Origin of the sequence: Tunturiibacter empetritectus, from assembly GCF_014201375.1 — a bacterium.
In the GTDB taxonomy this organism is placed as follows: domain Bacteria; phylum Acidobacteriota; class Terriglobia; order Terriglobales; family Acidobacteriaceae; genus Edaphobacter; species Edaphobacter lichenicola_D.
In genome coordinates this window covers 208,312-232,570 of sequence record NZ_JACHDZ010000001.1, presented here as the reverse complement: position 1 = coordinate 232,570, position 24,259 = coordinate 208,312, and the positions used below count along the sequence as shown (strand labels likewise).

The 24,259-nt window shown below is 59.5% G+C and carries 23 protein-coding genes and 3 tRNA genes; 10 read left to right on the top strand and 16 right to left on the bottom strand.

Annotated elements, in window-relative coordinates; translation table 11 throughout:
• Positions 1-38: 38 nt before the first annotated feature.
• A complete protein-coding gene (locus HDF10_RS01150) occupies positions 39-581 on the bottom strand; it encodes a DUF4112 domain-containing protein (RefSeq protein WP_183809665.1) in 543 nt (180 codons plus the stop codon).
• A gap of 66 nt (positions 582-647) precedes the next feature.
• Here HDF10_RS01150 and HDF10_RS01145 point away from each other — a divergent pair.
• The 5 genes from HDF10_RS01145 (at position 648) to HDF10_RS01125 (ending at position 3,337) form a co-directional block, all read left to right on the top strand.
• Positions 648-722: transfer RNA gene (locus HDF10_RS01145), tRNA-His, on the top strand.
• Positions 723-754: 32 nt separating this feature from the next.
• Positions 755-1,552 (top strand): DUF72 domain-containing protein, encoded by a 798-nt coding sequence (locus HDF10_RS01140; RefSeq protein ID WP_183809663.1) that lies wholly within the window; start codon positions 755-757, stop codon positions 1,550-1,552.
• A complete protein-coding gene (locus HDF10_RS01135) occupies positions 1,549-2,589 on the top strand; it encodes a YheT family hydrolase (RefSeq protein ID WP_311732623.1) in 1,041 nt (346 codons plus the stop codon). Before HDF10_RS01140 ends, HDF10_RS01135 begins: the two co-directional genes overlap by 4 nt.
• Positions 2,590-2,600: 11 nt before the next feature.
• Positions 2,601-3,200 (top strand): hypothetical protein, encoded by a 600-nt coding sequence (locus tag HDF10_RS01130; protein ID WP_183809661.1) that lies wholly within the window; start codon positions 2,601-2,603, stop codon positions 3,198-3,200.
• A 60-nt stretch (positions 3,201-3,260) separates the two neighbouring features.
• Positions 3,261-3,337, top strand: a tRNA-Arg gene (locus HDF10_RS01125).
• 153 nt (positions 3,338-3,490) lie between these two features.
• On the opposite strand, the gene HDF10_RS01120 is transcribed toward HDF10_RS01125, so the two are convergent.
• From HDF10_RS01120 to HDF10_RS01090, 7 genes are all read right to left on the bottom strand, one after another.
• Entirely contained in the window at positions 3,491-4,729 is a 1,239-nt protein-coding gene (locus tag HDF10_RS01120) for an MFS transporter (RefSeq protein ID WP_183809659.1), read from the bottom strand.
• Between the two features lie 70 nt (positions 4,730-4,799).
• Positions 4,800-5,966: an acyl-CoA dehydrogenase gene (locus tag HDF10_RS01115; protein ID WP_183809657.1), complete on the bottom strand. Its 1,167-nt coding sequence runs from the start codon at positions 5,964-5,966 to the stop codon at positions 4,800-4,802.
• A gap of 124 nt (positions 5,967-6,090) precedes the next feature.
• Complete coding sequence (locus HDF10_RS01110) at positions 6,091-6,957, bottom strand: tetratricopeptide repeat protein (RefSeq protein ID WP_183809655.1); 867 nt, start codon at positions 6,955-6,957, stop codon at positions 6,091-6,093.
• A 227-nt stretch (positions 6,958-7,184) separates the two neighbouring features.
• Positions 7,185-7,853: a PspA/IM30 family protein gene (locus HDF10_RS01105; protein ID WP_183809653.1), complete on the bottom strand. Its 669-nt coding sequence runs from the start codon at positions 7,851-7,853 to the stop codon at positions 7,185-7,187.
• Positions 7,854-7,918: 65 nt separating this feature from the next.
• Positions 7,919-9,337, bottom strand: a complete 1,419-nt coding sequence (locus HDF10_RS01100) for a flotillin family protein (RefSeq protein WP_183809651.1) — start codon at positions 9,335-9,337, stop codon at positions 7,919-7,921.
• A 134-nt stretch (positions 9,338-9,471) separates the two neighbouring features.
• Positions 9,472-10,086: a hypothetical protein gene (locus tag HDF10_RS01095; RefSeq protein ID WP_183809649.1), complete on the bottom strand. Its 615-nt coding sequence runs from the start codon at positions 10,084-10,086 to the stop codon at positions 9,472-9,474.
• 1 nt (position 10,087) lies between these two features.
• The gene (locus HDF10_RS01090) at positions 10,088-10,654 is read right to left on the bottom strand and encodes a helix-turn-helix domain-containing protein (RefSeq protein WP_183809647.1); all 567 of its coding nucleotides are present in this window, start codon (positions 10,652-10,654) and stop codon (positions 10,088-10,090) included.
• A 276-nt stretch (positions 10,655-10,930) separates the two neighbouring features.
• On the opposite strand from HDF10_RS01090, the gene HDF10_RS21140 reads away from it, so the two are divergent.
• On the top strand, positions 10,931-12,946 hold the full coding sequence (locus HDF10_RS21140; protein ID WP_183809645.1) for a PP2C family protein-serine/threonine phosphatase: 2,016 nt from the start codon (positions 10,931-10,933) through the stop codon (positions 12,944-12,946).
• A 28-nt stretch (positions 12,947-12,974) separates the two neighbouring features.
• On the opposite strand, the gene HDF10_RS01080 is transcribed toward HDF10_RS21140, so the two are convergent.
• From HDF10_RS01080 to HDF10_RS01070, 3 genes are all read right to left on the bottom strand, one after another.
• Positions 12,975-13,430: a hypothetical protein gene (locus tag HDF10_RS01080; RefSeq protein ID WP_183809643.1), complete on the bottom strand. Its 456-nt coding sequence runs from the start codon at positions 13,428-13,430 to the stop codon at positions 12,975-12,977.
• Positions 13,431-13,864: 434 nt separating this feature from the next.
• Positions 13,865-13,940: transfer RNA gene (locus HDF10_RS01075), tRNA-Thr, on the bottom strand.
• 94 nt (positions 13,941-14,034) lie between these two features.
• Complete coding sequence (locus HDF10_RS01070) at positions 14,035-14,928, bottom strand: LysR substrate-binding domain-containing protein (RefSeq protein WP_183809641.1); 894 nt, start codon at positions 14,926-14,928, stop codon at positions 14,035-14,037.
• Positions 14,929-15,050: 122 nt separating this feature from the next.
• On the opposite strand from HDF10_RS01070, the gene HDF10_RS01065 reads away from it, so the two are divergent.
• A complete protein-coding gene (locus HDF10_RS01065; protein ID WP_183809639.1) occupies positions 15,051-15,542 on the top strand; it encodes a GNAT family N-acetyltransferase in 492 nt (163 codons plus the stop codon).
• Positions 15,543-15,646: 104 nt separating this feature from the next.
• Here HDF10_RS01065 and HDF10_RS20685 read toward each other — a convergent pair whose 3' ends face one another.
• The 5 genes from HDF10_RS20685 to HDF10_RS01045 form a co-directional block, all read right to left on the bottom strand.
• A complete protein-coding gene (locus HDF10_RS20685; protein WP_260177530.1) occupies positions 15,647-15,778 on the bottom strand; it encodes a hypothetical protein in 132 nt (43 codons plus the stop codon).
• Between the two features lie 101 nt (positions 15,779-15,879).
• The gene (locus tag HDF10_RS01060) at positions 15,880-16,062 is read right to left on the bottom strand and encodes a hypothetical protein (protein ID WP_221271341.1); all 183 of its coding nucleotides are present in this window, start codon (positions 16,060-16,062) and stop codon (positions 15,880-15,882) included.
• 188 nt (positions 16,063-16,250) lie between these two features.
• Positions 16,251-17,411: a DUF6599 family protein gene (locus HDF10_RS01055; RefSeq protein WP_183809635.1), complete on the bottom strand. Its 1,161-nt coding sequence runs from the start codon at positions 17,409-17,411 to the stop codon at positions 16,251-16,253.
• Between the two features lie 161 nt (positions 17,412-17,572).
• On the bottom strand, positions 17,573-18,835 hold the full coding sequence (gene fliB / locus HDF10_RS01050; protein WP_183809633.1) for a flagellin lysine-N-methylase: 1,263 nt from the start codon (positions 18,833-18,835) through the stop codon (positions 17,573-17,575).
• A gap of 391 nt (positions 18,836-19,226) precedes the next feature.
• Positions 19,227-21,611, bottom strand: a complete 2,385-nt coding sequence (locus HDF10_RS01045) for an N-acetylmuramoyl-L-alanine amidase (RefSeq protein ID WP_260177529.1) — start codon at positions 21,609-21,611, stop codon at positions 19,227-19,229.
• A 181-nt stretch (positions 21,612-21,792) separates the two neighbouring features.
• On the opposite strand from HDF10_RS01045, the gene HDF10_RS01040 reads away from it, so the two are divergent.
• The 3 genes from HDF10_RS01040 to HDF10_RS01030 are packed head-to-tail and all read left to right on the top strand — an operon-like array spanning position 21,793 to position 24,132.
• Complete coding sequence (locus HDF10_RS01040) at positions 21,793-21,963, top strand: hypothetical protein (RefSeq protein ID WP_183809631.1); 171 nt, start codon at positions 21,793-21,795, stop codon at positions 21,961-21,963.
• Between the two features lie 60 nt (positions 21,964-22,023).
• Complete coding sequence (locus HDF10_RS01035; protein WP_183809628.1) at positions 22,024-22,743, top strand: metal-dependent transcriptional regulator; 720 nt, start codon at positions 22,024-22,026, stop codon at positions 22,741-22,743.
• A gap of 57 nt (positions 22,744-22,800) precedes the next feature.
• On the top strand, positions 22,801-24,132 hold the full coding sequence (locus tag HDF10_RS01030; RefSeq protein WP_183809626.1) for an Nramp family divalent metal transporter: 1,332 nt from the start codon (positions 22,801-22,803) through the stop codon (positions 24,130-24,132).
• The last annotated feature ends 127 nt before the right edge of the window (positions 24,133-24,259 follow it).

Below are 24,259 nucleotides of genomic sequence, written 5' to 3'. Positions count from 1 at the left end.
ACTTCATTTAGTTTATCGCATCGAGCCAGCCACCGCGATCAGAGTGTTCGAAACATGCCGTGGCTGCTTGTACCGAAGAGTGCGTGGAAGAGACCGTCAAAGACCCACGTGAGCAGAAGGAGCGGCAGAATGACCAGCCCAGCCAACACAAGACAGAGCACCCCAAGAAAAAGCCAGCTCTGCAGCGTATGTTTGCGCGGCTCATCTACGCTGCCGACTAGAAGAGCGTAGTTCCGTCGATTCGCACGCCACGCGATGTCAAACATATCGCCTAGAACCGGAACAGACCCCACCACAACTTCGATCGCAACGTTGGCCACCATGCGCGCCACGGTGGCATACGATACGCCACGCACCCACGCCGCGATGATGATGATGCAAGAGGCGATCCCGCCGATCAAATCTCCGATGCCGGGAATGAAGCCCACAATCCCGTCCAGACCGAATCGGATCGAGGTGCCGGGAATTCTGATGAAATCGTCTAAAACATGCGAAAGCAGGTCCAGATTCTCGTCATCAAAGGCTTTTCCACCACGCTTCAGGCGAGGGGACAGGACCTCAGGCTTTGCGGTAAACGGCATCGGACCCTCCTCGCCCCAACCGAGAGATTGTCCCGCAGGCGGCCAGTGCTATAATTCCAGTATACGGCGGCTATAGTTCAGTGGCAGAACGCCGCTCTGTGGCAGCGGATGTCGTGGGTTCGAAACCCACTAGCCGCCCCAAACTTCTCAAATCTTCAGACTGCGGATCAACCTTGCCCCGCGTTCCCAAATCCTCAACGCCCGTCCCGGTCGCCGCTCCGAAACCCTTCGCGCGCCTCTACGCCGGGACATCGGGTTGGGCCTATCCGAGCTGGAAGCCGGAGTTCTATCCTGCGGGCACGCCAGCGAAGAAATTTCTAGAGTTCTACGCCTCGCAACTCACCTCGGTAGAGGTCAACTACACCTTCCGTGCCCTGCCGACGGCGAAGATACTTGAGAGCTGGCTCGCTTCGACCCCGTCAGAGTTTCGCTTCAGCTTCAAGGCACCACAACGCATCACCCACCTCAAGCGACTGCGCAACTGCGAAGAACTTGTAGCTCAGTTTGTGGCAACCCTTGAACCAGTTCGTCAGGCGGGCAAACTTGGCCTTCTGCTCTTTCAGCTTCCCCCTAACTTCAAGGCTGACGCCGAACTTCTCAGCACCTTCCTTTTTCTCTCCGCCCTTCACGAAAACAGCGCCCCGCCGATCGCCTTTGAATTTCGCCACGAGTCCTGGTTCGACGAGAAGATCTATGCGGTCTTGCGCGAACACAACGCAGCGGTCTGCATCGCCGAGAGCGATGACCTGCTAACGCCGGAGGTACACACCGCGAAGGACCATACCTGCTACCGGCTGCGGCGAAGCAGCGGCTACTCGCCAATCGAGCTTGACGCCTTCGCGCAGCGTTTCGCAACTCTCGCCCAGCAGCGCGATGTCTACGTCTACTTCAAGCACGAGGACGAGCCAACCGGAGCACTCAACGCCACGCAATTTCTTGCTCGCATCCAGGCACTGGCGGAGAAACAGTGACGCAGACAGCCGAGATCGAGAGCATCGAGAGCCACGCCGTAGAGTTTCAGCCTCGGCGTTTCATCATCAACGGACATCTGCAGACGATCATGGGCAACTACCTGCCGCGACTCAACAGTCTGCCCGCGCCCGAGGCAACGCTCGTCGAGGTTTCGCCGACCACAACCAGCCAGATCGCAAGCCAGGTCCTATGCCACTGTCATTGGCAGCCCGAGGACGTTCGCTCCTCCCGCCCAACCGCCATCCTCGTGCATGGGCTGGAAGGCTCTTCGAACTCGCAGTACGTCATCGGCAACTCGAACAAGCTCTGGCGAGCCGGATGCAACATCATCCGCATGAACATGCGTAACTGCGGAGGCACCGAGGCGCTCACGCCGACGCTCTACCATTCGGGGCTTTCCAACGATGTACTCGCCGTAGTGAACTTCTTCGTCGCACAACACGGGCTGCGGTCGATCTCCTTGATCGGCTACTCGATGGGCGGAAATCTGGTCCTCAAGCTTGCCGGCGAGCTTGGCTCCGCTGCTCCACCAGAGCTGCACTCCGTCATCGGTGTATCGCCCGCGCTCGATCTTGGCGCATCGGCTGACGCTCTGCATCGCCCGCACAATCGGATCTACGAGATGAAGTTCCTGCGCGCTCTCCTAAGTCGCTATCGCCGCAAGGTCGCACTGTTTCCCCATGTCTACAATCCCAATCTCGCCACCGGAATACGCTCTCTGCGCGAGCTGGATGATCGCATCACCGCCTTCTATTCAGGGTTCACCGGCGCGGAAGACTACTACTATCGTGCCGCTGCCGCCCGCGTCATCGACCAGATCGCCGTACCGACACTCGTCCTCCATGCGCTGGACGATCCCTTCGTCCGCATCACCGATGAGAGTTGCAGCAGACTCGATGCGAATCCGAATATCCAGCTGATCACGACCCATCACGGCGGCCACTGCGCCTTTCTTGCGCAGCCCGACGCCGACACCGGCTACGACGGCTACTGGGCCGAGCACACCCTGCTGCGCTTCCTGCTCGCCAACGCATAAGATAGTTCCTAATGCTCTCTGACTGGTCCGCCGAATGTTCTTCAGACGATCCTGTACTCGTGGTTCCCTGGTCTGACCCATCCGATCCCTCCGGCAATCGCAGATTCATCGATCTCCGCGAAAACCCCTACGATCTCGACCACCTCCCCGAAGTCGAACAGCATCCCCCGCTGATGCATGCCCTGCGCGCGCTCAACGCCCCGCGATCCGCTGTCTTCACCGCGAAGTGCGATGCATGGCCGCTCGAAGCAGATGAGCTCGACGATCTTCGCGCAAATCTTGACGCCAGCTCCGACGATGCCCCGGCAGGCTTCGGCAGCTACATCGACCTCCTCTGGCGTGAGCGATCTCTCTTCGCCTCCTACCACCAGATGGAGCAGAGGGTACATCGTTTGACACGCCACTCCTCTCCGCTCGATCAGCCCTACGCCATGCTCGACTGCGTCATCCGTCCTGCACTCGTCGATCTCGCTGGCCCGCAGGAGGGTTTTGCCGTCAGCCTGTATGTGAAGGCCATCGGCCACGACCCCCACGCCGCGGAACAGAACTGGGCCTCGGCTCTGGACGCGGTCGTCGCACTGTTGCGCAGCAAGGATCTTGCCCTGGGCTAGCCGCCAATTTTCCAAACCCGAACCCTCGCCTTCCCCGATACAATCGATAGAGACGCGCGCGGGCGAGTAGCTCAATTGGATAGAGCACGAGCCTTCTAAGCTCGGGGTTGTGGGTTCGATCCCCGCCTCGCCCACCATCCGCACCAGGCGTCTGCGACTCCCAAACCTCCCTACCCTTCCCGTTGGTCAGAATCATCTTCCTCGCGACCAACGGGAGCGCCAACCGAAGGGGTATACGCGTCACGAAGTGACCGCCCTCCGCGCAGGAGGCCCGTCCGGCAGGACAGCTCCTAAGCCTCGAGCAAAATATCTTCTTCCGTGATCCGGTGGTGATCTGCTCCAGCATCGCGGCTTCCGGCCGCATGTCGCAGCCCAGCCAGCGCGATAAAGCCGATCGCCAGACAACAGACTCCGTTCCACTTCCAGTGCTCCCACGCGATCGTCGCCAGAGCCGACCCCACGGCCGCCCCGCTGAAGTACACCGTCATATAGACCGTGTTGATCCGGCTGCGCGCAGAGGGCACCAGCCCGAGGATCCGCGTCTGGTTCGCCACTTGGATCATCTGCGCCCCGATATCGAGCACCAGCACTCCGGCCGCTAGCGCAATGATGTGGACTGCAATCGGCAGCCTAGTCAACTCTTCGACCCACAACAGGATGTAGGAAAACGTCAGCAGTCCTCCCCCAACCGAGATCACCCACCGTGACCCATGCCTGTCCGACAGCCTCCCCGCCAGTGGTGCGACCAATGCTCCCGCCGCGCCCACCACCCCGAAGGTACCGGCAACCCCCGCACCCAGCCCGTAATGGCTATGCAGCACAAAAGCCAGCGTCGTCCAGAAGCAGCTGAACGACGCAAAGACAAGCGCGCCGACAACAGAGGATTCCCGCAACACAGGCTGCGTGCGAAAGAGCGTCCAGAGCGACCTCATCGCATCCGCATAGCGCAACTTTTGCTTCGGCGGCAGTTTGGGCATCACCCTCCCCATCAGCGGAACAAAGGCTGCATTCACCACCGCCGCCACCACAAAGACCCAGCGCCAGCCGTGGATGCCGCTCACCCACCCAGCAAAGGTGCGCGCCAGCAGAATACCCAGCAGCAGCCCGGTCATCACCGTACCGATAGCCCGGCCGCGCTTTTCATGCGAAACCAGATCGGGCGCAATCGGAAGCGCAACGTGGGTGACCGACGCAAAGAGTCCAATCAACACACTCGCAGCAATCAGCCAGGTTAGTCCAGGGGCAACCGCAACCAGCAGAAGCGCAATCGCCTCCGCGCCATACATCTTCATCATCAACGCACGGCGCTCCAGCACATCGCCCAGCGGAACAAAGGACAGCAAGCCACACGCGTAACCCACCTGCGTCGCCACCGCCACGAAGCCCACATGACCAGCCGTAACCCCGTAGGAGCGGCCCATCTCCAGCAGAAGCGGCTGGTTGTAGTACATCGTCGAAACGCCCACAGCGCAGGCCATCCCCAGAAAAGGCAGTGGGGCACGTTTTTCGGATTGCAATAAAGTGGTCATACCAATGCTCTAACTCAAGTGTAAAGCATTGGAGCAGATTCGACCAGAGGCCGGGATCGATGTGGCGCCGCTAAACCTTGCCCAGCGTCAACTTAGCAATGGTCGCTAGCTGCATAAACGAAGTGCCTTCATAGATCTTGCCGATCTTCGCGTCGCGGTACAGCTTCTCGACTGGGTAGTCCTTCACAAAGCCCGATCCCCCATAGACCTCGACCGCGAGACTGGCAACGCGCTCCGCCACCTGCGACGTGAAGTACTTGCACATCGCCGCCTCCTTCAGGAAGTCGAGCTTCGCGTCCTTCAGCCGAGCTGCGTTATAGACCATCAGCCGCGCCGCCTCGATCTCAGTCGCCATCTCGGCCAGCTGAAACTGCATCGCCTGAAACTCCACCAGCGTCTTGCCGAACTGCTTGCGCTCCTTCGCCCACTTGGCCGCATAGCCCCACGCACCTTCGGCCAGCCCCAGCATCTGCGAGCCAATCCCAATACGGCCTTCGTTCAGCGTCTCGATAGCGATCTTGTATCCCTTGCCCGGCTCGCCCAGCACCTGCGCCGCAGGCACAACGCAGTCGTTAAAGATAAGTTCGCACGTACTCGACGCGCGAATACCAAGCTTGTCTTCCTTCTTCCCAAGCGTAAATCCAGCCGCACCCTTCTCGACCAGAAATGCGGTAATCCCCTTGTACCCAGCCGCCGGATCAATCGTGGCAAAGACAATAAACAGTCCTGCCTCTTTCGCATTCGTAATCCACAGCTTCTGTCCGTTGAGAACATAGTCGTCCCCACGTTTCACCGCCCGCGTCTGCAGCGCAAAGGCGTCAGACCCGGACGACGCTTCGCTGAGCGCATACGATCCAATGGTGTCTGTCGCAAGGCGTGTCAGATATTTTTTCTTCTGCTCTTCATTCGCCCAACGCACCAGCGCATTGATGCACAGCGTGTTCTGCACATCGACCATCACCCCGACTGACGGATCGACCGCAGAGATCTCCTCGACCGCGAGAATCGCGTTGAAAAACGTCCCACCCGCCCCGCCGTACTCCTCGGGAATCTCGATCCCCATCAACCCAAGCTCAAAGAGTTTTCGAATAAGCCCGGCATCCATCTGCTGCGACTCATCCATGCCGCGCACCAGCGGACCGATCTGCTCCACCGCAAAACGCCGTATCGTATCGCGAAAAAGCTGCTCATCATCCCCCAACTGCGTCAACCCCATCGGTCCAACCTGCTGCGACATCCACTCACCTCAACCAGTATTCAGGAAAAGGCGAGTCTAGCACTTTGAACCCTCGACTGAATAGCCATTCACCCACCGGGCGGCCAAGAAGATGTGTCAAGTCTCCGGCGAAAGAGGACGGAAGCTATCCCGCGACCTTCACCAGCCGCCCACGCCGGGTGACGATCGAGAGCTTCTCGGTATTCAAAATCTTCCGAGCCTGCTCTCTGGCATGATTGGCCCACGGCCCCACCGGATCGAGCCGCACGTAAGCCAGCCAGTGCCGCAACGCCCGCCGACGCTGCCCCTGCCGCTCATACGCCAGCGCCAGGTTGTAGTGCGCATCCGCATACTGCGGAACCAGCGCAACAGCCTTCTGATAAGCGGTCGTCGCGTCAGCCAGCCGCTGCATCTCGTCCAGCACATTGCCCAAATCGAAGAACGCAAGCGCATACTCCGGATCGGCCACCGTCGCCTGCCGATAGAGTCCTTCCGCATCCTCAAACCGTCGCAGGTTGTAGTGGATCGTCCCGAGATTGATCAATGCCGGCGCATGCTGCGGACGCATCACCAGAATCGCCGCGTAGATCTCGGCAGCCTCCTGGATCGTAGCCGGATTTTCCTCCAGCTGCACCGCCCGCAAAAACATCTCCTGAATCTCTGCCGCCTGCCGCAGGGCAGCATCTCCCGAGCCCACGACACGAAGCTGACGCGCCGGCGCAGTCTCAAAGTCAAAGGCAAGCTGCTGCGTCAGCGGATCCATCAGCGCGCCGCCATGCCGAAAGCTCAACCGCGACCCGCGCCGCACAAAGCTCGCCTCCAGCAGCGGATTTCGCACTCCCCCCAGCCGCTGCATGGCCTCCACCGACGCTCGTATATTTTTCGCAGAGATCTTTGTCGTCGCCTGCAGATCACGCAGTCTGCGCAGCTGCCCCAGCGCGTCAAAAGAGTAGTCGTCCTTGTGAGAGATAAGTCCCGCTCGCTCCCACGCTGTTAGCTGGCGTGCCTGCAAGTGAAGGATCCGGATTACGTCTTGACGGCTATATCGGGTCACAGTGGTGTCTCAGTTGGCACCGTCTTACAAGTTCATCCTGCGAACTCTCTCTGGAGTATGCCTTCGAAACCCGCGCCAATCAAGACCAAAGCTCCTAACCTCCTCAAATAGCCGTGGATAACTCGTACCAAAATGGGTTCGCCGATCTTCAAGCCAAATTCACACTCGAAAAAATCGCAAGCCCTTCAGCTCAGACGCGGTTGTCTGCTCTTGAGATCTTCGAGCAGCCGCTCGATCTGATCCTCTCTTTCCAAAGTGTTGAGCCGATCTTCAAGAGACTGAGATTCAAGAAGGATGTGGCTGGCCAGGTTGTCGGCCTCCTCACGTTGAATGCTCGAGCGCAGCCGGTTCATGGCGGTCGATCTCTGGTGCGAGGCCGCGATCGTGCGGGCAGCGTTCGCCTTGCCTACCGTGCGGGCGCGGCGTTGCTGGGCGATCAACAACTCGCAGGCCGAGCGCGTCTCGGACAGCTTCTGTTGCAACCGATTGAAGGCGTTGCGAAGAGTCTCCGTCTCAGCCTTCTGGTCGTCAAGCTGCTGCGCAAAGTTTGCCGTCAGCTGCTGGTTGCTCAGGCTGCGCTCCAACGCAGCGCGCGCCAGATCGTCCTGCTGCTTCTGGACCGCCAGCTCGGCCTTCCGATTCCACTGGTTCATGGCATCCTCGTGCTCCTTCAGTTTTTTCTGGAGAAGGTGCTGATCGGCGATGGCGATAGCAACCTGCGTCTTGACCTGAAGAAGCTGATTTTCCATATCCAGCACGAGTTGCTTTGCCAGCTTCTCAGGATCTTCCGCCTTCTCGATAAGGTCGTTGATGTTGGCTCGTAAGAGTGTTCCTACACGCTCAAGCAGTGCCATGGGAGTTCTCCTTTACTGCGGTAGTGCGTCCGGCGCGGAGAGCGTTCTCCGCGCCGGCTGATAGATCAGGCCTGCGGACTATTGCCATCATCGCGAGGCTTCATCGCTTTGACGTTAGACATCAAATCGTGAAGATTCATGCCAGAGAGAGCTTCGAAGAGCGCGGGAACCTGGGCGGCGATCTTCGTCATCTCGCCCGTGATCTTGTTAGCTCCGGTCGCACCATCATTGCCGGTCGAGACAATCGTGATCTTGTCGACCTTGCTCAGAGGCTCGGCCATCGCGCGAACGACGTCGGCCATATTGGTAATGAGCTTGTCGACGACGGCGGCCTGCGACCACTCCTGATAAGCTTCGGCCTTCACGTTCATCGCCTTCGCCTCAGCTTCACCCTTCTGGAAGATGATGTTGGCCTCCGCCTCGCCCTGCAGCTTCGTGGCTGCGGCGCGACCCTCCGCCTCCATCATGATGCGCGACTTATCGGCCTGAGCGATATTCTCGATGCGCTGACGCTCGATCTCCGAGCCCTTGAGAACCGTAGCAATCAGCTCCTTCTCATGACGCAGAATCTCAGCCTCCTGCACCTTTACCTGCTCCTGCTTCTCAACCTGCTGCACGCGGACCTGCTCAGCAACAACCTTCTGCTGCATGACGTTCGTCTGGAGTTCGTACGCCTTATCGGCCTGGGCCTCCTGACGACGGCTCTGCTCCATGAACTGCGCCTTCTGAATATCAAGGTCACGTTGAGCCTCCGCCTGTTTAGCAAGCGATGCCGTCTCGGCGATCACACGATCCTGATCCGCCGATGCCTTAGCGACCGCTGCCTCGCGCAGTGCAATGGCGCGGCGAATCGCGGTATCGCGCTCAGCCTCCGCCGCAGCAATCTCCGCATCGCGCCGAATCCGAGCAACATCGGGACGGCCCATGTTCGTGATGTATTCGTTCTTATCGCGCACCTCGCGAATCGTAAACGAGATCACCTCCAGCCCCATCTTGCTCATGTCATCCATACAGGTAGAGCGCATCCGTTCGGCCACCATCTCAGGCTCTTTCACAATCTGCTCAACCGTAAGCTGACCAATAATGCCGCGCAAATGGCCCTCCATCACCAGCCGGATGAGGCCCTCGCGCTGATCGGGAGACTTTGTCAGAAACTGTTCCGCCGCAGTAAGGATCGACTCTTTGTCCGAACGAACTTTAATCTGCGCAACCGCTTCTACAGTCACCGCGACGCCCTGCTTAGTGTAGAGATCCTGCTGCGGCGCCACATCAAAGCTCATCAGCTCCAGCGAAAGCTGACGAGAGTTCTCCACCACCGGAAAGATCACCGCGCCCCCGCCCTTGATGACGCGCGGCCCGCGAAATCCATAGACAATAATCGCTTCGTTAGGACCAGCTTTGCGAAACATCTTAGCCATCAGAAGGGCTAATGCGAGAGTGGCGAGAACTACCAGACCAACAATAATAACGACCGAGTTCGGCATATCGTTCCTTTGTCCCGGACGGACGAGAGAGCGTGTGATGTGCTTGCCTCAAGAGAAAGTTGAGCGGGCGGAGTGCCTCGGCAAGTGAGGCCGCCTGGATCAAGAACCAAGATCAAAAAACTACGATCAGAAAACTACACCGCGTCGTGCAGTCCGTTCGCGAGTTCGTCCCATCGACGGACATAGGCAACGCCGCGGTCATAACGAATGACGACAACCTCCGTTCCGCGCGCGATGGCGCTCCCGTCTTCGCTCCGGGCAGCAGCCGCACGACGAGCCCCGGCCTGCGAAAAGATAATTTCGCCAATCCCATCTCCGTCGCGAATGGAGTCGCTCACCTCGGCGAGTACGCCCGCCATCTCCGTCTCTTCCGGCGTCAGAACACGCTCGCGAGGAAGAAGCAGTTTGAACAGGACAGCCCAGATGAGCGTGGCTCCAACAACGCCGCTCAACAATGCGATCAGCAAAATCAGCGCACCGCCGAAGATGCTGGAGTGATGCAGCAGATATCCGGCACCACCAAACCAGCAGAGAAACACCGTGATGGTGAAGCCATTCACCGCAGACAATCCAGATCCATGAGATCCAACAGATTCAGGAAATCCCCGATGCGCCCCATGCGTCGCATGACCATGAGCCACATGACCAACGTGAAACCGGCCAATATGCAGATGGGCGAAGCCCCCGACGACCGAGATCAGGCTGAGGACCAGACCGACACAAAAGCAGATGAGATAGAAGGAGTCCATATTATTTGGTGCTCCGTTTCGCAGCTTTCTTTTCAGCCGGTTGAGTTAAAGAAGCCGTCAACGAAGAGCTTTCGGGCCGAAGAACCTGAAAGAGACGATCCAGCAGCGCCGGCGTCTCGAGAATGCTCTCGATCAGAAGGAAGCAGCGCCGCGAATTGTTGTGATTCGCCAGCGCCAGCAGCGCCTGGCAGAGTGCCGGATCACGTCGAAAACGTTCGACGCCTGCGACCAGCCAGAGGTCGAGCTTGTCTTCCGCCGTTCGCAGGTCGGAGATCAACTCGGAGTGATACCCCTCGGGATCATCGACGAGATAGCCGGGATGAACCTTGAAGAACTTCGCCAGCAGCAGCCGCGTCGTATTCGTCAGGTGCGGGCGCGCTCCACTCTCAATCTGCGACAGATACGACTGGCTGATTGTTCCCTTACCTACTCTGTTGCCCGCCTTTTTGCCCGTGCCGTTTTCCTGTTGAATCACACGAACCAGCTCCTGCTGCGTCATGGCGCGATTGAGGCCGCGGAGATTGCCTTCGACCTCACGCAGATAACGAATTTTGTCACTGAGTTTCATGTCAATTGCAAATCGCAATATTTATATCGCAATATGTAATAAAAATCAAGCGCAATTTAATGCCCGACCTCAACCCGGAAAACCGCTACCCTCGAGACACCACAAGAATCTGCCGAGGCAGTTTCGATATCTCACAACCGAAACCCAGCGTATGCTGGCCACATGCTTCGGCCTGCCTGGCGTCTATCGCATTCGTGCTGCCTGCCCGCACTCCTGCTTTACGTCTCCTCCCTCGTCGTATCTCTTCCGACACTCGCGCTCGGCCAGGCGTCCCCTGTGCCGCCATCCTCGGCATCCGCTCTCGCGATCGAAGGTCTAGGCAGGGCCGTCGCACCGCTCGAGGGCCCCTGGCAGTTCCATCTGGGCGACGATCCCAACTGGGCCTCTCCCACCTTTGACGACTCCCATTGGGAACGGCTCACGGCAGAGAAGCCCTGGGGCGAGCAGGGACACCCCAGTTACACCGGCTATGCCTGGTACCGCCTGCACCTGTCGCTCAATTCGGTCCCGGGAGATCAAACCAACTTCGCCCTCCTCGTGCCGCATTTGGACGATGTGTACGAGATCTTCTGGAACGGCAACTCCATCGGCCGCAGCGGAAAGTTCCCTCCCTACCCCATCTGGTATCGATCCACCGACGCACCAGTCCTCTACCCTCTCAACCCAGGAACCCCTGAGTCCAGACCGGAACACGAGCGCCAACTTAGCGGCACGCTCGCCATCCGCGTCTGGAAGGCTCCTCTTACCTCCGAGGACTCCGGACAGTCCGGCGGCTTCGAGGGATCCCCTGTCATCGGCTATCCCGAATCCGTAGCAGCTTACAAAACCACGCTCGACTACCAGTGGCTCCGCGCCAATCAGTTCTCATTCGGCCAATACCTCCTCTACGGCATCGCCGGTCTCCTTGCCCTCTTCTCCTGGCTCCGAGATCGAGAGCAGAAAGCGCTCCTGTGGATGACCGGATTCGCCTTGACCCCGCTCCTCCGGCTAGTCCTCTATGGAATGCGTATCGCGTGGCCCGTAGGCTTATCCAACGCACTGGGACCGCCCATCTCCTCGATTCGCGACATCTCTCTCTGGTTTCTCTTGCTCTGGCTTCTACACCTCGACGACAACCCATCCTTAATACGACTCATCCGTCGCTTTGCCATCGTCAGCCTCGCAGCCAGTACTTCCGATGGCCTTCTGTCGCTCCTGGATGCGAGCGTGAGTTGGTACTGGCTCATTCAGATAACGGACGCGATCCTCACAGCGATCTACTTCATCACTGCTGCGGTTCCCCTTGCCCTCGTCGCCCTCGCTATCAAGCAGCACCGCCATTTGGATCTGGCTCGCCGGCTGCTGGTCATCGCAGCATTTCTTTGGGGCATGATTCAGGTTGTCCAGGGACTCGCCCCCCAGGGACAGCGCTTCACGCACTGGACTCTCGCCGACAAACTGCACGCCCCCCTCTTTCATCTCTATGGCAACGCCGTATCGGCACCCACGCTCGCCGGAATCTTTCTGCTTGTCGCTCTGCTGTACGCCGTCTATCGCACCTCCATGGACGACCGCCGCCGTCGCAGCCTTCTCGAGCAGGAGATGAGCAGCGCCCGCGAACTCCAGCACGTGCTCATCCCCGAAACCTTCCCGTCAATCCCAGGCTTCGCCGTCACCAGCGCCTATCGTCCAGCGCTTGAAGTCGGCGGAGACTTCTTCCAGATCATCCCCCTCGATGACGACTTCACGCTCGTCATCCTTGGCGATGTCAGTGGCAAAGGCCTCAAGGCTGCCATCGCGGTCTCACTCATCGTCGGACTGGTGCGTGTCCTGGTGGAAAACACCCACAGCCCTGCTCAATTGTTGACCGAGTTGAACCGGCGATTGAGCGGCCGCCTGCATGGCGGATTTGCCACCTGCGTGGCGCTGCGTCTCGATCCCCACGGTAACTGCGTCCTCGCCAGCGCCGGCCATCCCCCTCCCTATCTCAACGATCAAGAGGTAGTCATCCACGGCTCCTTCCCCCTCGGCTTATTCCCCACCATCGCCTACGAGGAAAGCTACCTGCACCTTCAAGTCAACGATCACCTCGCGCTCTACACCGACGGCTTGCTTGAGGCTCGCAGCAAGACCGGCGAACTCTACGGCTTCGACCGGACACGCGAACTCTTCGCTGCACTCCCCAACGCCGCTCGCGCCGCCGAAGCCGCGGTGCACTTTGGCCAGGACGACGACATCACCATCGTCACCCTGGTCCGCGTACCCGCCGGCAACGCGTCCACCGATCTCACGGCAGCCGATCGGAACCTGTAAGAACGCCTGTGAGCGGACTCACCGCAGATCAATCAATGGTGTCTTTGAGAACACTCTTGTACTTGTCATACTCCGTCTTCGTGTCGTTTCTTACCTGCTTGACGATATCGGTCCATACCGGGTTGAGCTTTGTGAGATCCACGTTCCCGCCCTCATGCGCTGCATCGAACTCTTTAGCTTTGTCCTCTCCATCCGAGTAATTCGACATGGCCTTCACGAGCTCGAAGGCCGACGCGATGACCACACCCACATCATCCTTGTAATCGTCCGGTACGCTCGCATATACCGCCGTATAGTTCTCTTCGATCCACTGGAACGCGATCGGCATCAGCACCTCACACACCCAGCGGTTATAGGCGTCCAAACCCTCGATTCCCGCGATCCACGACGGGTGCATCCCCCAATCCGGATGAACCCCGCACAGTCCATGCCTGTTACCCTTCTCAACCAAAAGCTGAGTAGTCCACTTAGTGATCCTCGGCATAGCTCTCTCTCCTCATTGATTTAAAAGCCTTTTCAAATCGAACTTTTAGTTCAGAGGGCCCCACAGCCTGACTACCTGCCCCACTTCGATCCATCGGATCACACTTCCCATCAACTACACAAAACCATCCCGAGGACAAAGCTAAGGTGCAGTGTTTATAGCATTGATTCAAGTATCGCTGCATGTTTTCAGCTGCTGACCGTCATCAATCGCCGAAACCGACTAGGAGATGGGAGCGTATGCATCGGTACTCCAAGAGTTACGAGAAAAGATCGCGATCTGCCGTTCCACAACACGACCATCAGTCTCTGCATGATAGAGATCTCCGACGACACCCCGTCCGAATGTGGAGGTGCGGTTCCACAGATACACCTAGGTTCGCCATCGCGCGGCCAGAGTTTTTCCTAAGCACTTTATTTGAGGGAGAGTTTGAATGGAGCCGATGAGCGGAGTTGAACCGCTGACCTACTGATTACGAATCAGTTGCTCTACCAACTGAGCTACATCGGCCTGTTCCTCTATTCTATCGGCTTCGTGGCCATCCGCCAAATCTTCCGTTCGTCCGGAAATTAGCTCTTGCCAAGAAAACAACCTACGCTGGAGATCAACCGCCCAGATGTTGATTCGCAATTTCGATGAAGTTCCTCGCAAGGACGCTCTCCGCACCCGCCTTCACACCAAGATCAATCGACGTCCGGCACGCATCCTTCACCTCTCGATACACCGCTCCCGGCATCGCAACCCTCGCGACACAAGCCGGAGCCAGCGTAACCCCAAGCCCTGCTGCCACCAGGCGCACCAGCGTCAGCCACTGCGGCGCATCCTGAACGATGTTCGGACGAAACCCGCTCCGTTCGCAACACGCGATCGTCCGGTCATAGGCCAGCGGCCCCATACGCCGCGCAAACATAATGAACGGTTCGCCCTCCAGCGCCTTCACGCCCAACGTCTTTCGACCAGCCAGCGGATGCGCCTCCGGCAACACAGCCACGTACTTTTCCTTCAACAACGTAGTGATGCGAATCCCCTCCGTCGGATCTCCATCCCGCAGAAACGCAAGATCGATCTGCCCATTCAACAACGCGGCAATCTGCGCAGACGTCACCAGCTCCCGCAGGCGTAGCTCCACCTTCGGATAACGGCGCCGAAAGCTCCGAATCGCAGCCGGCAGCTCCGTAAACATCACCGAACCGCTGAAACCCACCGTCAGCGTCCCCTCTTCGCCACGCCCCAACCGCCGAACCTGAGCAAAATCCTCGTCCACCTTCTCCATCGTGCTCCGCGCGCGCCTCGCAAGCAGATGTCCAGCAGCCGTCAGCTTCACTCCGCGTGTCGTCCGCTCAAACAACGCATGACCAAGCATCTGTTCCAGCCGTTTGATCTGCTGGCTCAACGGAGGCTGCGCCATCCCCAGGCGCCTCGCCGCCTTGCTGAAGTGAAGCGTCTCAGCGACCGCCAAAAAGTAGCGCAGATGCCGCAGCTCGATCTGATCATTCATATCTCAATCATATAGATCGCGACCTTTCAGCTATTGGACATCCCAAGAATCTCCTCGTAGCGTTGAGTTCAGGAGGCGTCCTCAATGACCCTTTCCGCATCGCAGAATTCAGTGGAGGTCCCATGAACAACACAGCTCTGGAGTTCAAGATCCGAGAGTTCGAACCGGGAGACGAGATCGCCTTCCGCCTCCTCAACGAAGAGTGGATCACCCGCGAGTTCGTCCTCGAGCCCAAGGACGTCTACTCCCTCTCCGACCCACAGGCAACCATCCTCGATCACGGCGGCCGCATCTTCTTCGCCATTCAAAACGGCGAGACCGTCGGCTGCTGTGCTCTGGTCGCGATGAAGCCCGGGGAGTTCGAAGTAGCCAAGATGGCCGTAACGCAAGCCTGCCAGGGAACCGGAATCGGACGCCGACTCCTCCAGGCCGTCGTCGACGAAGCAAGGACCTCAGGCGCAACCCGGCTCTATCTCGAAACCAACCACAAGCTGACCCCGGCCATTCACCTCTACGAAGCCGTCGGCTTCAAACGGCTCCCACCAGACCGTGTAGTGCCGTCTCCGTACGCCCGCGCAGACGTCTCGATGGAGCTATCGTTCCCCACTCCCTGAACAATGAGCAAAGACCAATGGCCAAAGACCCCACACGCGTCAACGTCCATCAGAGTCAAACAAGCCCGACCCACACTCACAGATCAAATATCACAGACCAAGGCTCACAGGTCACGACGACCAACACCATCAAAGTCTTCTCCTTCAGAGTCCACCATGTCGGCCGGCCAGACCAGTATCGCGAGCGCCACCAGAGCGATTGCTACTTGAAGCACCGGATGTAGACCCTGAGACATAGACGCCTCTTCCTTCGAAGAGCCTTACGTTCCCTGAGATCTTCATCGGCAGCAACACTCTCAACCGTCACGCAACGCCGCCACCACAGCAGATTCCTTCATCACAGCCATCCCACTTTGGTAACCAACTCTCTCGGAAGATAACCAAGAAAATCCCCTCCGGAAAAAGCGAAGAGGCCACCCGGCAACAGGGTGGCCTCTTCTTTAGGGAGAATAGTTCCAACGGAGGCAAAGCCATCAGAACTTTCTGGCGAAATACTAAGTTTGGCGATATGACGTGTCAAGGCCAAAACTCGACTACTGTAAGTCCTTATTCCTCAATGGTTACGGGGGTTACTCACTTGCCAACAGCGCCTCTTACATTCGCCTAATTTTCGCTTTTACCGTCCTCATCAAAATCTAAACCGCATTCCTATCAGCCGCTTAGCTTCCCCCCTGCACCATCCCCAGTGCAGATCTGCGAGCCCTCAGGTCATCCCCCGTGCTCAACCCCGGACCCCTCCGTATGAATCCGAGCCGCGCTTCCGCTCAGATCGATCCGAAGAAACTCCGGCTCCGTCGCCGCAGGCTTACCCTGAAGTACCCTGATCGCCGCCCGTCCGCCACCCAGAAACAGCGCCAGAATCACAGCCGCCAGCGCCCCCAGTCCGCAGAACACAAGGATGCTGGTCAGCAGGCTCACCGTCTTCCTGATCTCCGCATGGAACTCCGGCGGCACCGGCCTGTTCCAGGTCACCTCACTCCGCAGATGGATCCCCTCCACCAGCCTCTGCGCCTCGGCCGCACCCCAGGCCCCCGTCGTCAGCAGCACCAGCGGCCCCTCACGCCTCAGCTTCACCGTCCCCGCCGCACTGCCCTCCCGGTTCATCTCCGCCTCGATCTGTCGCCCGTGGGCGCCCGCAATCTGCGGCGTCGGGTACAGTAGCATCGTCAGCGTACCTTTCCCCTCGTACTTCGCCGTCACCACCTCGGCTGCTTTATCAAAGCCAATCATCTCCGCCGGAAGCACCCCACCCGTCGCCTGATAACCCACCGGCCCCAGAGCATATTTTATTGTCTCTGTCTTCAGACCCTTCGCTGGCAGATAAGTCGGCAACAGCGGAGGCAGGCCTTTCGGGCCACCTACCTTCGGTAGATGTGTCTCCAACTCCTTCAACATAGCAACGGTTTTGACCGACGGCGCAGTCGAATCCGCAGACACCACCGTCGTCCCACTACGAGACAGATAGCCGTTCCCAGACTCATCGCCGATCTTCGATCCGCCCGATGCAGACCCCGGCCGACGGTAGTAACTGTATGCAGACTGTGCACCCGTCGCGTCAACAAACTGACGTGCAGTGACCGTAATGGTCCAATTTTTATTCGCCGTCGAACGATAGACTCCATGCTCATAGCACTTCAGTCCATCTTCGCCTAAAACCAGAGACTCAGGCCTCTCGCTCTGGTCCGAGCACATAATTGCGCCCGTAGGCTGCGGCTCCAGGAGCCACTCCCCAATCTGGTCCGGCAGCAGGGGAGCCGGCGGCTCCACCAACATCGTCTTTGCCTCCTGCGCGCAAAGCCAACTCGCCGGCGCACCCATCACCACCAGCCCCAGCACAGCCGCCACCCGCATCCGAGAGAGAAAACCCATACGTTGGTCAGACTACACCAGCGCCCGAACGTAAGCCTAGAGCCTCGCCCCACTCCCGGGCCGCCAGCAATCCAAGCCAACCCAAAGCCACCCGAGCCTAACCCGAACCCAGCTGAAGCCAGCCAGCCGAACTCAGTCCGAAGCAATCCATCAGCATCATCCTAAGAAAACTTCAGCAGCGTCGCGGTCCCCTGCGGATCTCCCAACCCCCTGCTCGCGATCAATTCATTGATCTCCTCTAAGTATCGAGGACTATGCTCCACCGTCTTCGAGAAGGACTGCACCAGTCTGACAACATGCTCTTCCCCAAAGTTCTCCCGCGCATGACCCGCCATCCCAACCAGCAGACCATACACCAGCGCATACTGCGTCACCATCAGCATGTACTCCCCAAAGACTCCCTGCGGAGTGATATGCGCGCTCGCCTCGCGACCAAAAGGAAACAGTGTCCGGTAAACATAGTTCAGAAGATAGTTCTCCAGAATATGTGGGCGCTCCGCAAAGAACGGGGCACAGTACCGCGACTCAGCCTCGACATAATGCAGCGCATCACTCGCAGCGGTCGATCCTGCGGAATACCCGATGCCCTGCAGAAACTCATCAAAGCAGTCCAGAAATCGCTGCCCGCACGACCCCGCACGAATCCTCTGATCGATCAGCCGAAGCACCACATCCAACTGCACCGCTGGTTGCGCCGGCACCATCTCCAGCTTGTCGCGCAGCGCCCCACTCTCCAGGATCTCCCAATAGCTGGCCAGCACCTCCGGCACAGCCTCGTCGTCCCGTGCCGTAGTCACTTCGTTCAGCCGTTTAGAGAGCATCCCCAGCAGAAACAGCCGCTGCCACATCGGGCGTCGGCGATCCTGAATCATCGCCACCACCAGATCCCGAACCTCCCAGAAGTAGCGTATCGGCTTATGAATCGCACCCTCCCCGGTGGCCAGCCGCGAACTCTGATCCGTCCGAAAGCGACCCGCCGAAGCATCCCCCACCGCCCGCGTCGAGTCCGCATCCAGCAGCACCTGCCGAGCCGCCTGCGGACATGAGAGATACAGCGAAACCTCAAGCTCGTTCTCCACACGGTTCAACGCGCGAGGATAAGTCGAACAAGTCGCAGACAACAGCCCCAAACCATACTCCTTGTGCACGCCGCAAAGCTGCTCCGCCGAAAGAAACGGACACCGCCCCGAAGCGTTCGGCTTAATCCGTGCATACAGAGCATCGGTCGCGCCAGCCGGCAGAATCGAGACATACTGCGTCACCAGCGCCCCCAGAGTCTCCTCCGGAAACGCCTGGTATCCCTCATAAGTCTTCCTGTCCACCAGAACGCTCATGCCATGACAACAGGAGTCCTCACACTCCGCCCCGATACACTGAAAGGCGCTCCCGTACTGCGGTTGAATCTTCTGCGTCTCAGGCCTCATGGACCTCCTCACGGAAGAGGGCAGTCTCCGCATCGAAATCAACGAGACAATCTGCGCATCTTCGAGCGGAAAAATCTCCGCGTCGAGGTCAAAAGCAAACGAGCCGCCATCCCCGCATCATCCAGATTGGAAGAATCTAAGAATGTCCACCCAGCACATCGCGAATCTTCCTTCCAAAAATATAACGCCTTTGTGTCATTCCGCACTTCAGCGGAGGAATCCTCTTCTCACCCACCCCTAAACAACAACACCGTCATCTCGACCGGAGTCGCGCAGTTTCATCGCGCGACGCAGTGGAGAGCCCCCGTATTCGCCGTTGTAGTTGTCTGTGTTTGTTAGTCCTTCCACAACAGCGCAGCGGAGGATCTCGCCTCACCCGGCACAACCCAGATCAATTCCCGCTGGCCCGCTCCGTCGGTGTCTTCGTCCCACTCAACCCACCCGCATACCTCGCGACGCCTTTATACAGACTCTCCGCCACTCGCTCCCGATACTCCGGCTGCTGTAGCTGCCGCGCATCCCTCGCATTCGTCACAAACGAGATCTCCGCCAGAATCGAAGGCATATTCGCCCCGATCAGCACCACAAACGGAGCCTTCTTCACCCCACGATCCTTCAGCCCCGCATTGCCCTTCTGCAATCCGCCATACAGACTCTGCTCCACATCCCCCGCAAACTCCCGCGACTCGGCGATCTTGTCCTTCAGCGCAATCTTCTTCACCAGATCGCTCAGCTGATGAATCGACTGATCCGACACCGCATTCTCTCGCGCCGCCGTCTCCAGCGCATCGGGCGAAGAAGTGAAGTTCAAATAGTAAGTCTCCACCCCACGCGCACTCGCATCCGCCGACGAGTTCGCATGGATCGAAAGAAACAGATCCGCCTGCGCCTTATTCGCAATCGCCGTCCTGGTCTCCAGAGGAACAAACGTATCATCCGACCGCGTATAGATAATCTCCGACCCCAGCCGCTCATGCAGCAGCTTCCCCAGCCGCAGCGCCACATCCAGCACCACGTCCTTCTCTTCAATCCCATCCACGCCCAGCGTCCCCGAGTCATGCCCCCCATGCCCGGCATCGATCACGATCCGTCCAACCTTCAACCCCAGCGCCCGCACCATCGAGGTCTCGCCATCGGCCGTAGGCACCGCCGCACGCGCCGGAACCGCATCCGCATCCTTCACGCCTTTGCCGTGCCGCAGCTTCCTCGCACTCGGCCCAGGCACCGCTACGTCAGCAGAGCTTGTCGCCGCCGCACCCGCCGAAGCACCATCGCCCCCCTGAACCCTGTGCCCTGAACCCTGTGCCCTGTCCGGCTGAGTCCCGTCCGGCTGAGTCCTGTCCGCAACCACCGCCGAGATCGGCTGCGACGTAGGCTGCGTCGTCGCCTCCACCCTCCCCGGCTGCGTACTCACCGCCGCCACATCAAACGAACTCCCCGACCTCACCGCCGTCGTATTCGGAACCGAAGGCGCAGGAGCCGCCGGCCTCTGCATCGGCACGCTCACCGCCGGCGCACCCGGCTCCGCCTTACTCCCACCATGAATATCAATAATCAAGCGATAAGGATTCGGCAGCAGAAACGCCGAGTACTCCGTCACATCATTAACATCCAGCACCACGCGAGTCATATCGTTCGAAAACTGCGCCACCCGAATCTTCTTCAGAAAACCATCATCGGTCACAGCAAAGCTCTTGCCCACCAGCTCCTGCGCCAGCCGAGTCCCATGCAGATCAAAGTAGATACGATCCGGATGCGGCACCCGCGCCGCCTCATACGTCACATCGTCGCCCAGGTCGATCGCCACCCGCGTATAGTTCGGCGTCGACCAGTGACGAATCCCCGTCACCTGCGCCATGTGCCCCCGCCGCCCCGCCTTCGCCACATGCATCGGCGCTCCACTCTGCCCTCCCGCGTCGGATCCCACAGCCGAGCCCGAAGCCAAGCCCGAAGCCGCATCAAGCGCCTCATCCCCCGGCGCCGCAACCCCCTGCCTCTCCCCAACCACCCCCTGCCCCCCAGAACCAACACCAGAACCTGCACCAGAACCAACGCCCGAGACCTTAGCATCGCGCCCATCAGACGCACCCGCCGTCGCCAGCATCCTGCCAGCTCCACCCTCCCGCGTAACCGGAGCCTCAACAGCAGCAATCGAAGACCCAGAAGAACCCGGAGCCGCAGCCGACACTACACCCTGATCCCTACGCCCTACCCCCTGGTCTTTACGCCCTCCCCCTTGCTCCAACGAAGCCAGCCCAGCCCGAGCCTCCTCCGCCAACTCACTCCGCGGATACTGCTTCACCAGCAGCGCATATCTCTCCCGCGCCGCCCCCGCATCCTGCAGATCGTTCTCATAGATCTGCCCCTCCGCCAGCAGCGCCCCCACCCGCAGCGAGCTCCCGGGATACTGCGTCCGCAAAAACTCATACTGCCCCACCGCCGCCTTCAGACTTTTCGCATCATGCAGCCCGCGTCCCTGCTCAGCCAGCAGCTCCGCCACCGCGTTCACGCTGTCAGGAGCGTGCCTGTCTCCCGGAGCCTCGTGGTACACCGCACGAAATCCATCCATCGCCCGCGCATAGTCTGCCCTGGTCCGCGTCCCCGCCGGCATCGCCTCCAGCGTCTGCCGCCCCCGCTCAGCCTGCTCCCAAAGACTCAACTCCACATGCCGCTGCCGCGCCGCCCTCGCAGGCAGAACCTGCACCATCACGCAGCTCAACACCACCGCGCAAGCCGCACCCCGCCAGACACCACGCCTTGTCTTCCCCAGGCCCATAGTCTTTTTCAAAAACCGACAGACTGCCTAAGTTTAAGAGAGCCCACCCAGCAACGCATGTGAAAAGAAGCCCGGTACTCCCCCCGACACCCCCCGCACCCCAACCTATTGCGCATGGACAGCATCAAGCCCCTAATCCAATCCCGATCACAGCAACTCAACCTGCGATAAACTCTCACCCATGGTAGACATCGATCTTCTCGTCGAAGCGATTCGCAAACGCGGCCACACCGTCCAGAGCGTCTTCTCGGTACCGGATAACGCGGGCGTCTACGAAATCGTCGTAGACGGCAACCTCCTCAACCTCGAAGAAGCCAGACAGCTTCTCGAAGACGAGGAAAAGCCGAAATAACCAAGCCACCCACGCACTCCTGCGATGACAAATCGCCTTTACCATGGTTAACTTGCAATCATGTCGCAGGAAATCACAGTCTCGAAAGAAGACTACCTCAAGGCAATCATTGAAGCCGAGAGCGAAGGCCACACCGTCATCGCCGCCCTGCTCGCCCAGTGGCTGGAGGTCTCCGCACCCGCCGTCACCAAAGCCGTAAAGCGCCTCCGCGAAGACGGATACATCGAAGCGGGCCGCGAAGGCGCCCTCAAACTCACCACAAAAGGCCGCGAAGCCGCACACCGCACCGCCCTCAGGCATCATCTGGTCGAACGCATGCTCTCCGAGATGTTCGGCATGGAGTGGCATCAGATCCACACCGAGGCCGAACGCCTCGAACACGCCATCTCCCCCGCATTCGAAGCCAAGCTCATCGAAAAACTCGGCGAAGAGGGCGACTGCCCCCACGGCAACAAGGTCCTCCCGGAGACCCCCGCGCAGATCAAACGCCGAGGCCTCGTCGCACTCTCTGAAGCAACCGAGAACACCGACTACGTCGTCGCAAGTCTCTACGAACGAGACTCCGGCCTGCTCGAATTTCTTCACGAACTCGGAATAGGGCCCAAAGTCGCCGTCCGCGTCCAGAGACGCAACTACGACAACACCATGCAGATCAAGACCCCCAACGGCTCCGTAACCCTCGGCCAATCAGCCGCCATCAGGGTCTGGGTACGCCCAAGCCCAGGGTCAGGCACAAGGTTAGGCACGGCAGATGAACCAAGGCGACGTAAAAAAACGTAACCTCGGTTAACTAAATGTGGCATACTGCATATAAGACTGCACGTCCCAATGCCGCCTATGCCGACCCTCCAGGAAACCAATCGCGAGCTGCGTCCGTCCCTGCCGGAGGCATTCTCCTCGGTGCGCCTCACGCAGTCGCCCGGCTTCTGGCGACGCCTCTTCGGCTTTCTCGGCCCCGGCTTCCTCATCTCCGTCGGCTACATGGACCCCGGCAACTGGGCCACCGACCTCGCCGGCGGCTCCAAGTACGGCTACACCCTCCTCTTCGTCATCATGCTCTCCAACCTGATGGCGATCCTCCTCCAAAGCCTCGCTCTCAAGCTGGGCATCGCCACCGAACGCGACCTAGCCCAGTCCTGCCGCGAGACTTACAGCCGCCCCACCAACATTCTTCTCTGGCTCTTCGCCGAGATCGCCATCGGCGCCTGCGACCTCGCCGAAGTCATCGGCTCCGCCATCGCCCTCCAACTCCTCTTCCACATTCCCCTTATGCTCGGCGTCCTCATCACCGGCGCCGACGTCCTGCTCATCCTGCTCCTGCAAAACCGCGGCTTCCGCTACCTCGAAGCGCTCGTCATCACCCTCATCGGCACCATCGCCGCTCTCTTCGGCGTCGAAGTCCTGCTCTCGCATCCCGAGTGGCTCCCCATCGCCCGCAACCTCGTCATCCCCTCCACCTCCATCATCACCAACCCCGACATGCTCTACATCGCTATCGGAATCCTCGGCGCCACCGTCATGCCGCACAACCTCTATCTCCACTCCTCCATCGTCCAGACCCGAAACTACCCGCGCACCGAGCAGGGCAAACGCGAAGCCATCCGCTTCGCCAACATCGACTCCGCCACCGCCCTCATGCTCGCCCTCTTCGTCAACGCCGCCATCCTCATCCTCGCCGCCGCCGTCTTTCATCGCGCAGGCCACTACGAAGTCGCCGAGATCAACGATGCCTACAAGCTCCTCACCCCCATGCTGGGCTTCGCCGGAGCCAGCACCATGTTCGCCCTCGCCCTCCTCGCCTCCGGTCAAAACTCCACCATCACCGGAACCCTCGCCGGCCAGATCGTCATGGAGGGCTTCCTCCACATCCGCCTCGCTCCCTGGCTCCGTCGGCTCATCACCCGTTCGCTCGCCATCATCCCAACCGTAATCGTCACCTACTTCTACGGCGAGCGCGGCACCGCAAACCTGCTGGTCCTAAGCCAGGTCATCCTCAGCATGCAGTTAAGCTTCGCGGTCTTCCCACTCGTAGCCTTCACCAGCAACCCAGCGAAGATGGGTCCCTTCGTCAATCAAGCAAGAACCAGGCTCCTAAGCTACGCCGTAGCATTCCTTATAGCCGGACTAAACCTCTGGCTCCTGATACAAATCTTCCGCGGCCACCAGTAGACACACAAAAGATAGGTCCTGCCGGACGGGCCTCCTGCGCGGAGGGCGGGCGTTCGCACGCCTTTTTAGAGCTTCGCGTGGTCCTCCCGTTGGTCGGAACGATCATCCTCGCGACCAACGGGAGCGC

Bases quoted from the DNA above. Each gene is read 5' to 3' on its own strand.
- HDF10_RS01040 (WP_183809631.1), top strand. From the start codon at position 21,793: ATGGTAGACATCGATCTTCTCGTCGAAGCGATTCGCAAACGCGGCCAC.
- HDF10_RS01115 (WP_183809657.1), bottom strand. From the start codon at position 5,966: ATGTCGCAGCAGGTTGGACCGATGGGGTTGACGCAGTTGGGGGATGAT.
- HDF10_RS01080 (WP_183809643.1), bottom strand. From the start codon at position 13,430: ATGCCGAGGATCACTAAGTGGACTACTCAGCTTTTGGTTGAGAAGGGT.
- HDF10_RS01055 (WP_183809635.1), bottom strand. From the start codon at position 17,411: ATGGGTTTTCTCTCTCGGATGCGGGTGGCGGCTGTGCTGGGGCTGGTG.
- fliB (WP_183809633.1), bottom strand. From the start codon at position 18,835: ATGAGGCCTGAGACGCAGAAGATTCAACCGCAGTACGGGAGCGCCTTT.
- HDF10_RS01120 (WP_183809659.1), bottom strand. From the start codon at position 4,729: ATGACCACTTTATTGCAATCCGAAAAACGTGCCCCACTGCCTTTTCTG.
- HDF10_RS01095 (WP_183809649.1), bottom strand. From the start codon at position 10,086: ATGGACTCCTTCTATCTCATCTGCTTTTGTGTCGGTCTGGTCCTCAGC.
- HDF10_RS01090 (WP_183809647.1), bottom strand. From the start codon at position 10,654: ATGAAACTCAGTGACAAAATTCGTTATCTGCGTGAGGTCGAAGGCAAT.
- HDF10_RS01150 (WP_183809665.1), bottom strand. From the start codon at position 581: ATGCCGTTTACCGCAAAGCCTGAGGTCCTGTCCCCTCGCCTGAAGCGT.
- HDF10_RS01070 (WP_183809641.1), bottom strand. From the start codon at position 14,928: ATGAATGATCAGATCGAGCTGCGGCATCTGCGCTACTTTTTGGCGGTC.
- HDF10_RS20685 (WP_260177530.1), bottom strand. From the start codon at position 15,778: ATGTCTCAGGGTCTACATCCGGTGCTTCAAGTAGCAATCGCTCTGGTG.
- HDF10_RS01130 (WP_183809661.1), top strand. From the start codon at position 2,601: ATGCTCTCTGACTGGTCCGCCGAATGTTCTTCAGACGATCCTGTACTC.
- HDF10_RS01045 (WP_260177529.1), bottom strand. From the start codon at position 21,611: ATGGGCCTGGGGAAGACAAGGCGTGGTGTCTGGCGGGGTGCGGCTTGC.
- HDF10_RS01100 (WP_183809651.1), bottom strand. From the start codon at position 9,337: ATGCCGAACTCGGTCGTTATTATTGTTGGTCTGGTAGTTCTCGCCACT.
- HDF10_RS01035 (WP_183809628.1), top strand. From the start codon at position 22,024: ATGTCGCAGGAAATCACAGTCTCGAAAGAAGACTACCTCAAGGCAATC.
- HDF10_RS01030 (WP_183809626.1), top strand. From the start codon at position 22,801: ATGCCGACCCTCCAGGAAACCAATCGCGAGCTGCGTCCGTCCCTGCCG.
- HDF10_RS01065 (WP_183809639.1), top strand. From the start codon at position 15,051: ATGAACAACACAGCTCTGGAGTTCAAGATCCGAGAGTTCGAACCGGGA.
- HDF10_RS01105 (WP_183809653.1), bottom strand. From the start codon at position 7,853: ATGGCACTGCTTGAGCGTGTAGGAACACTCTTACGAGCCAACATCAAC.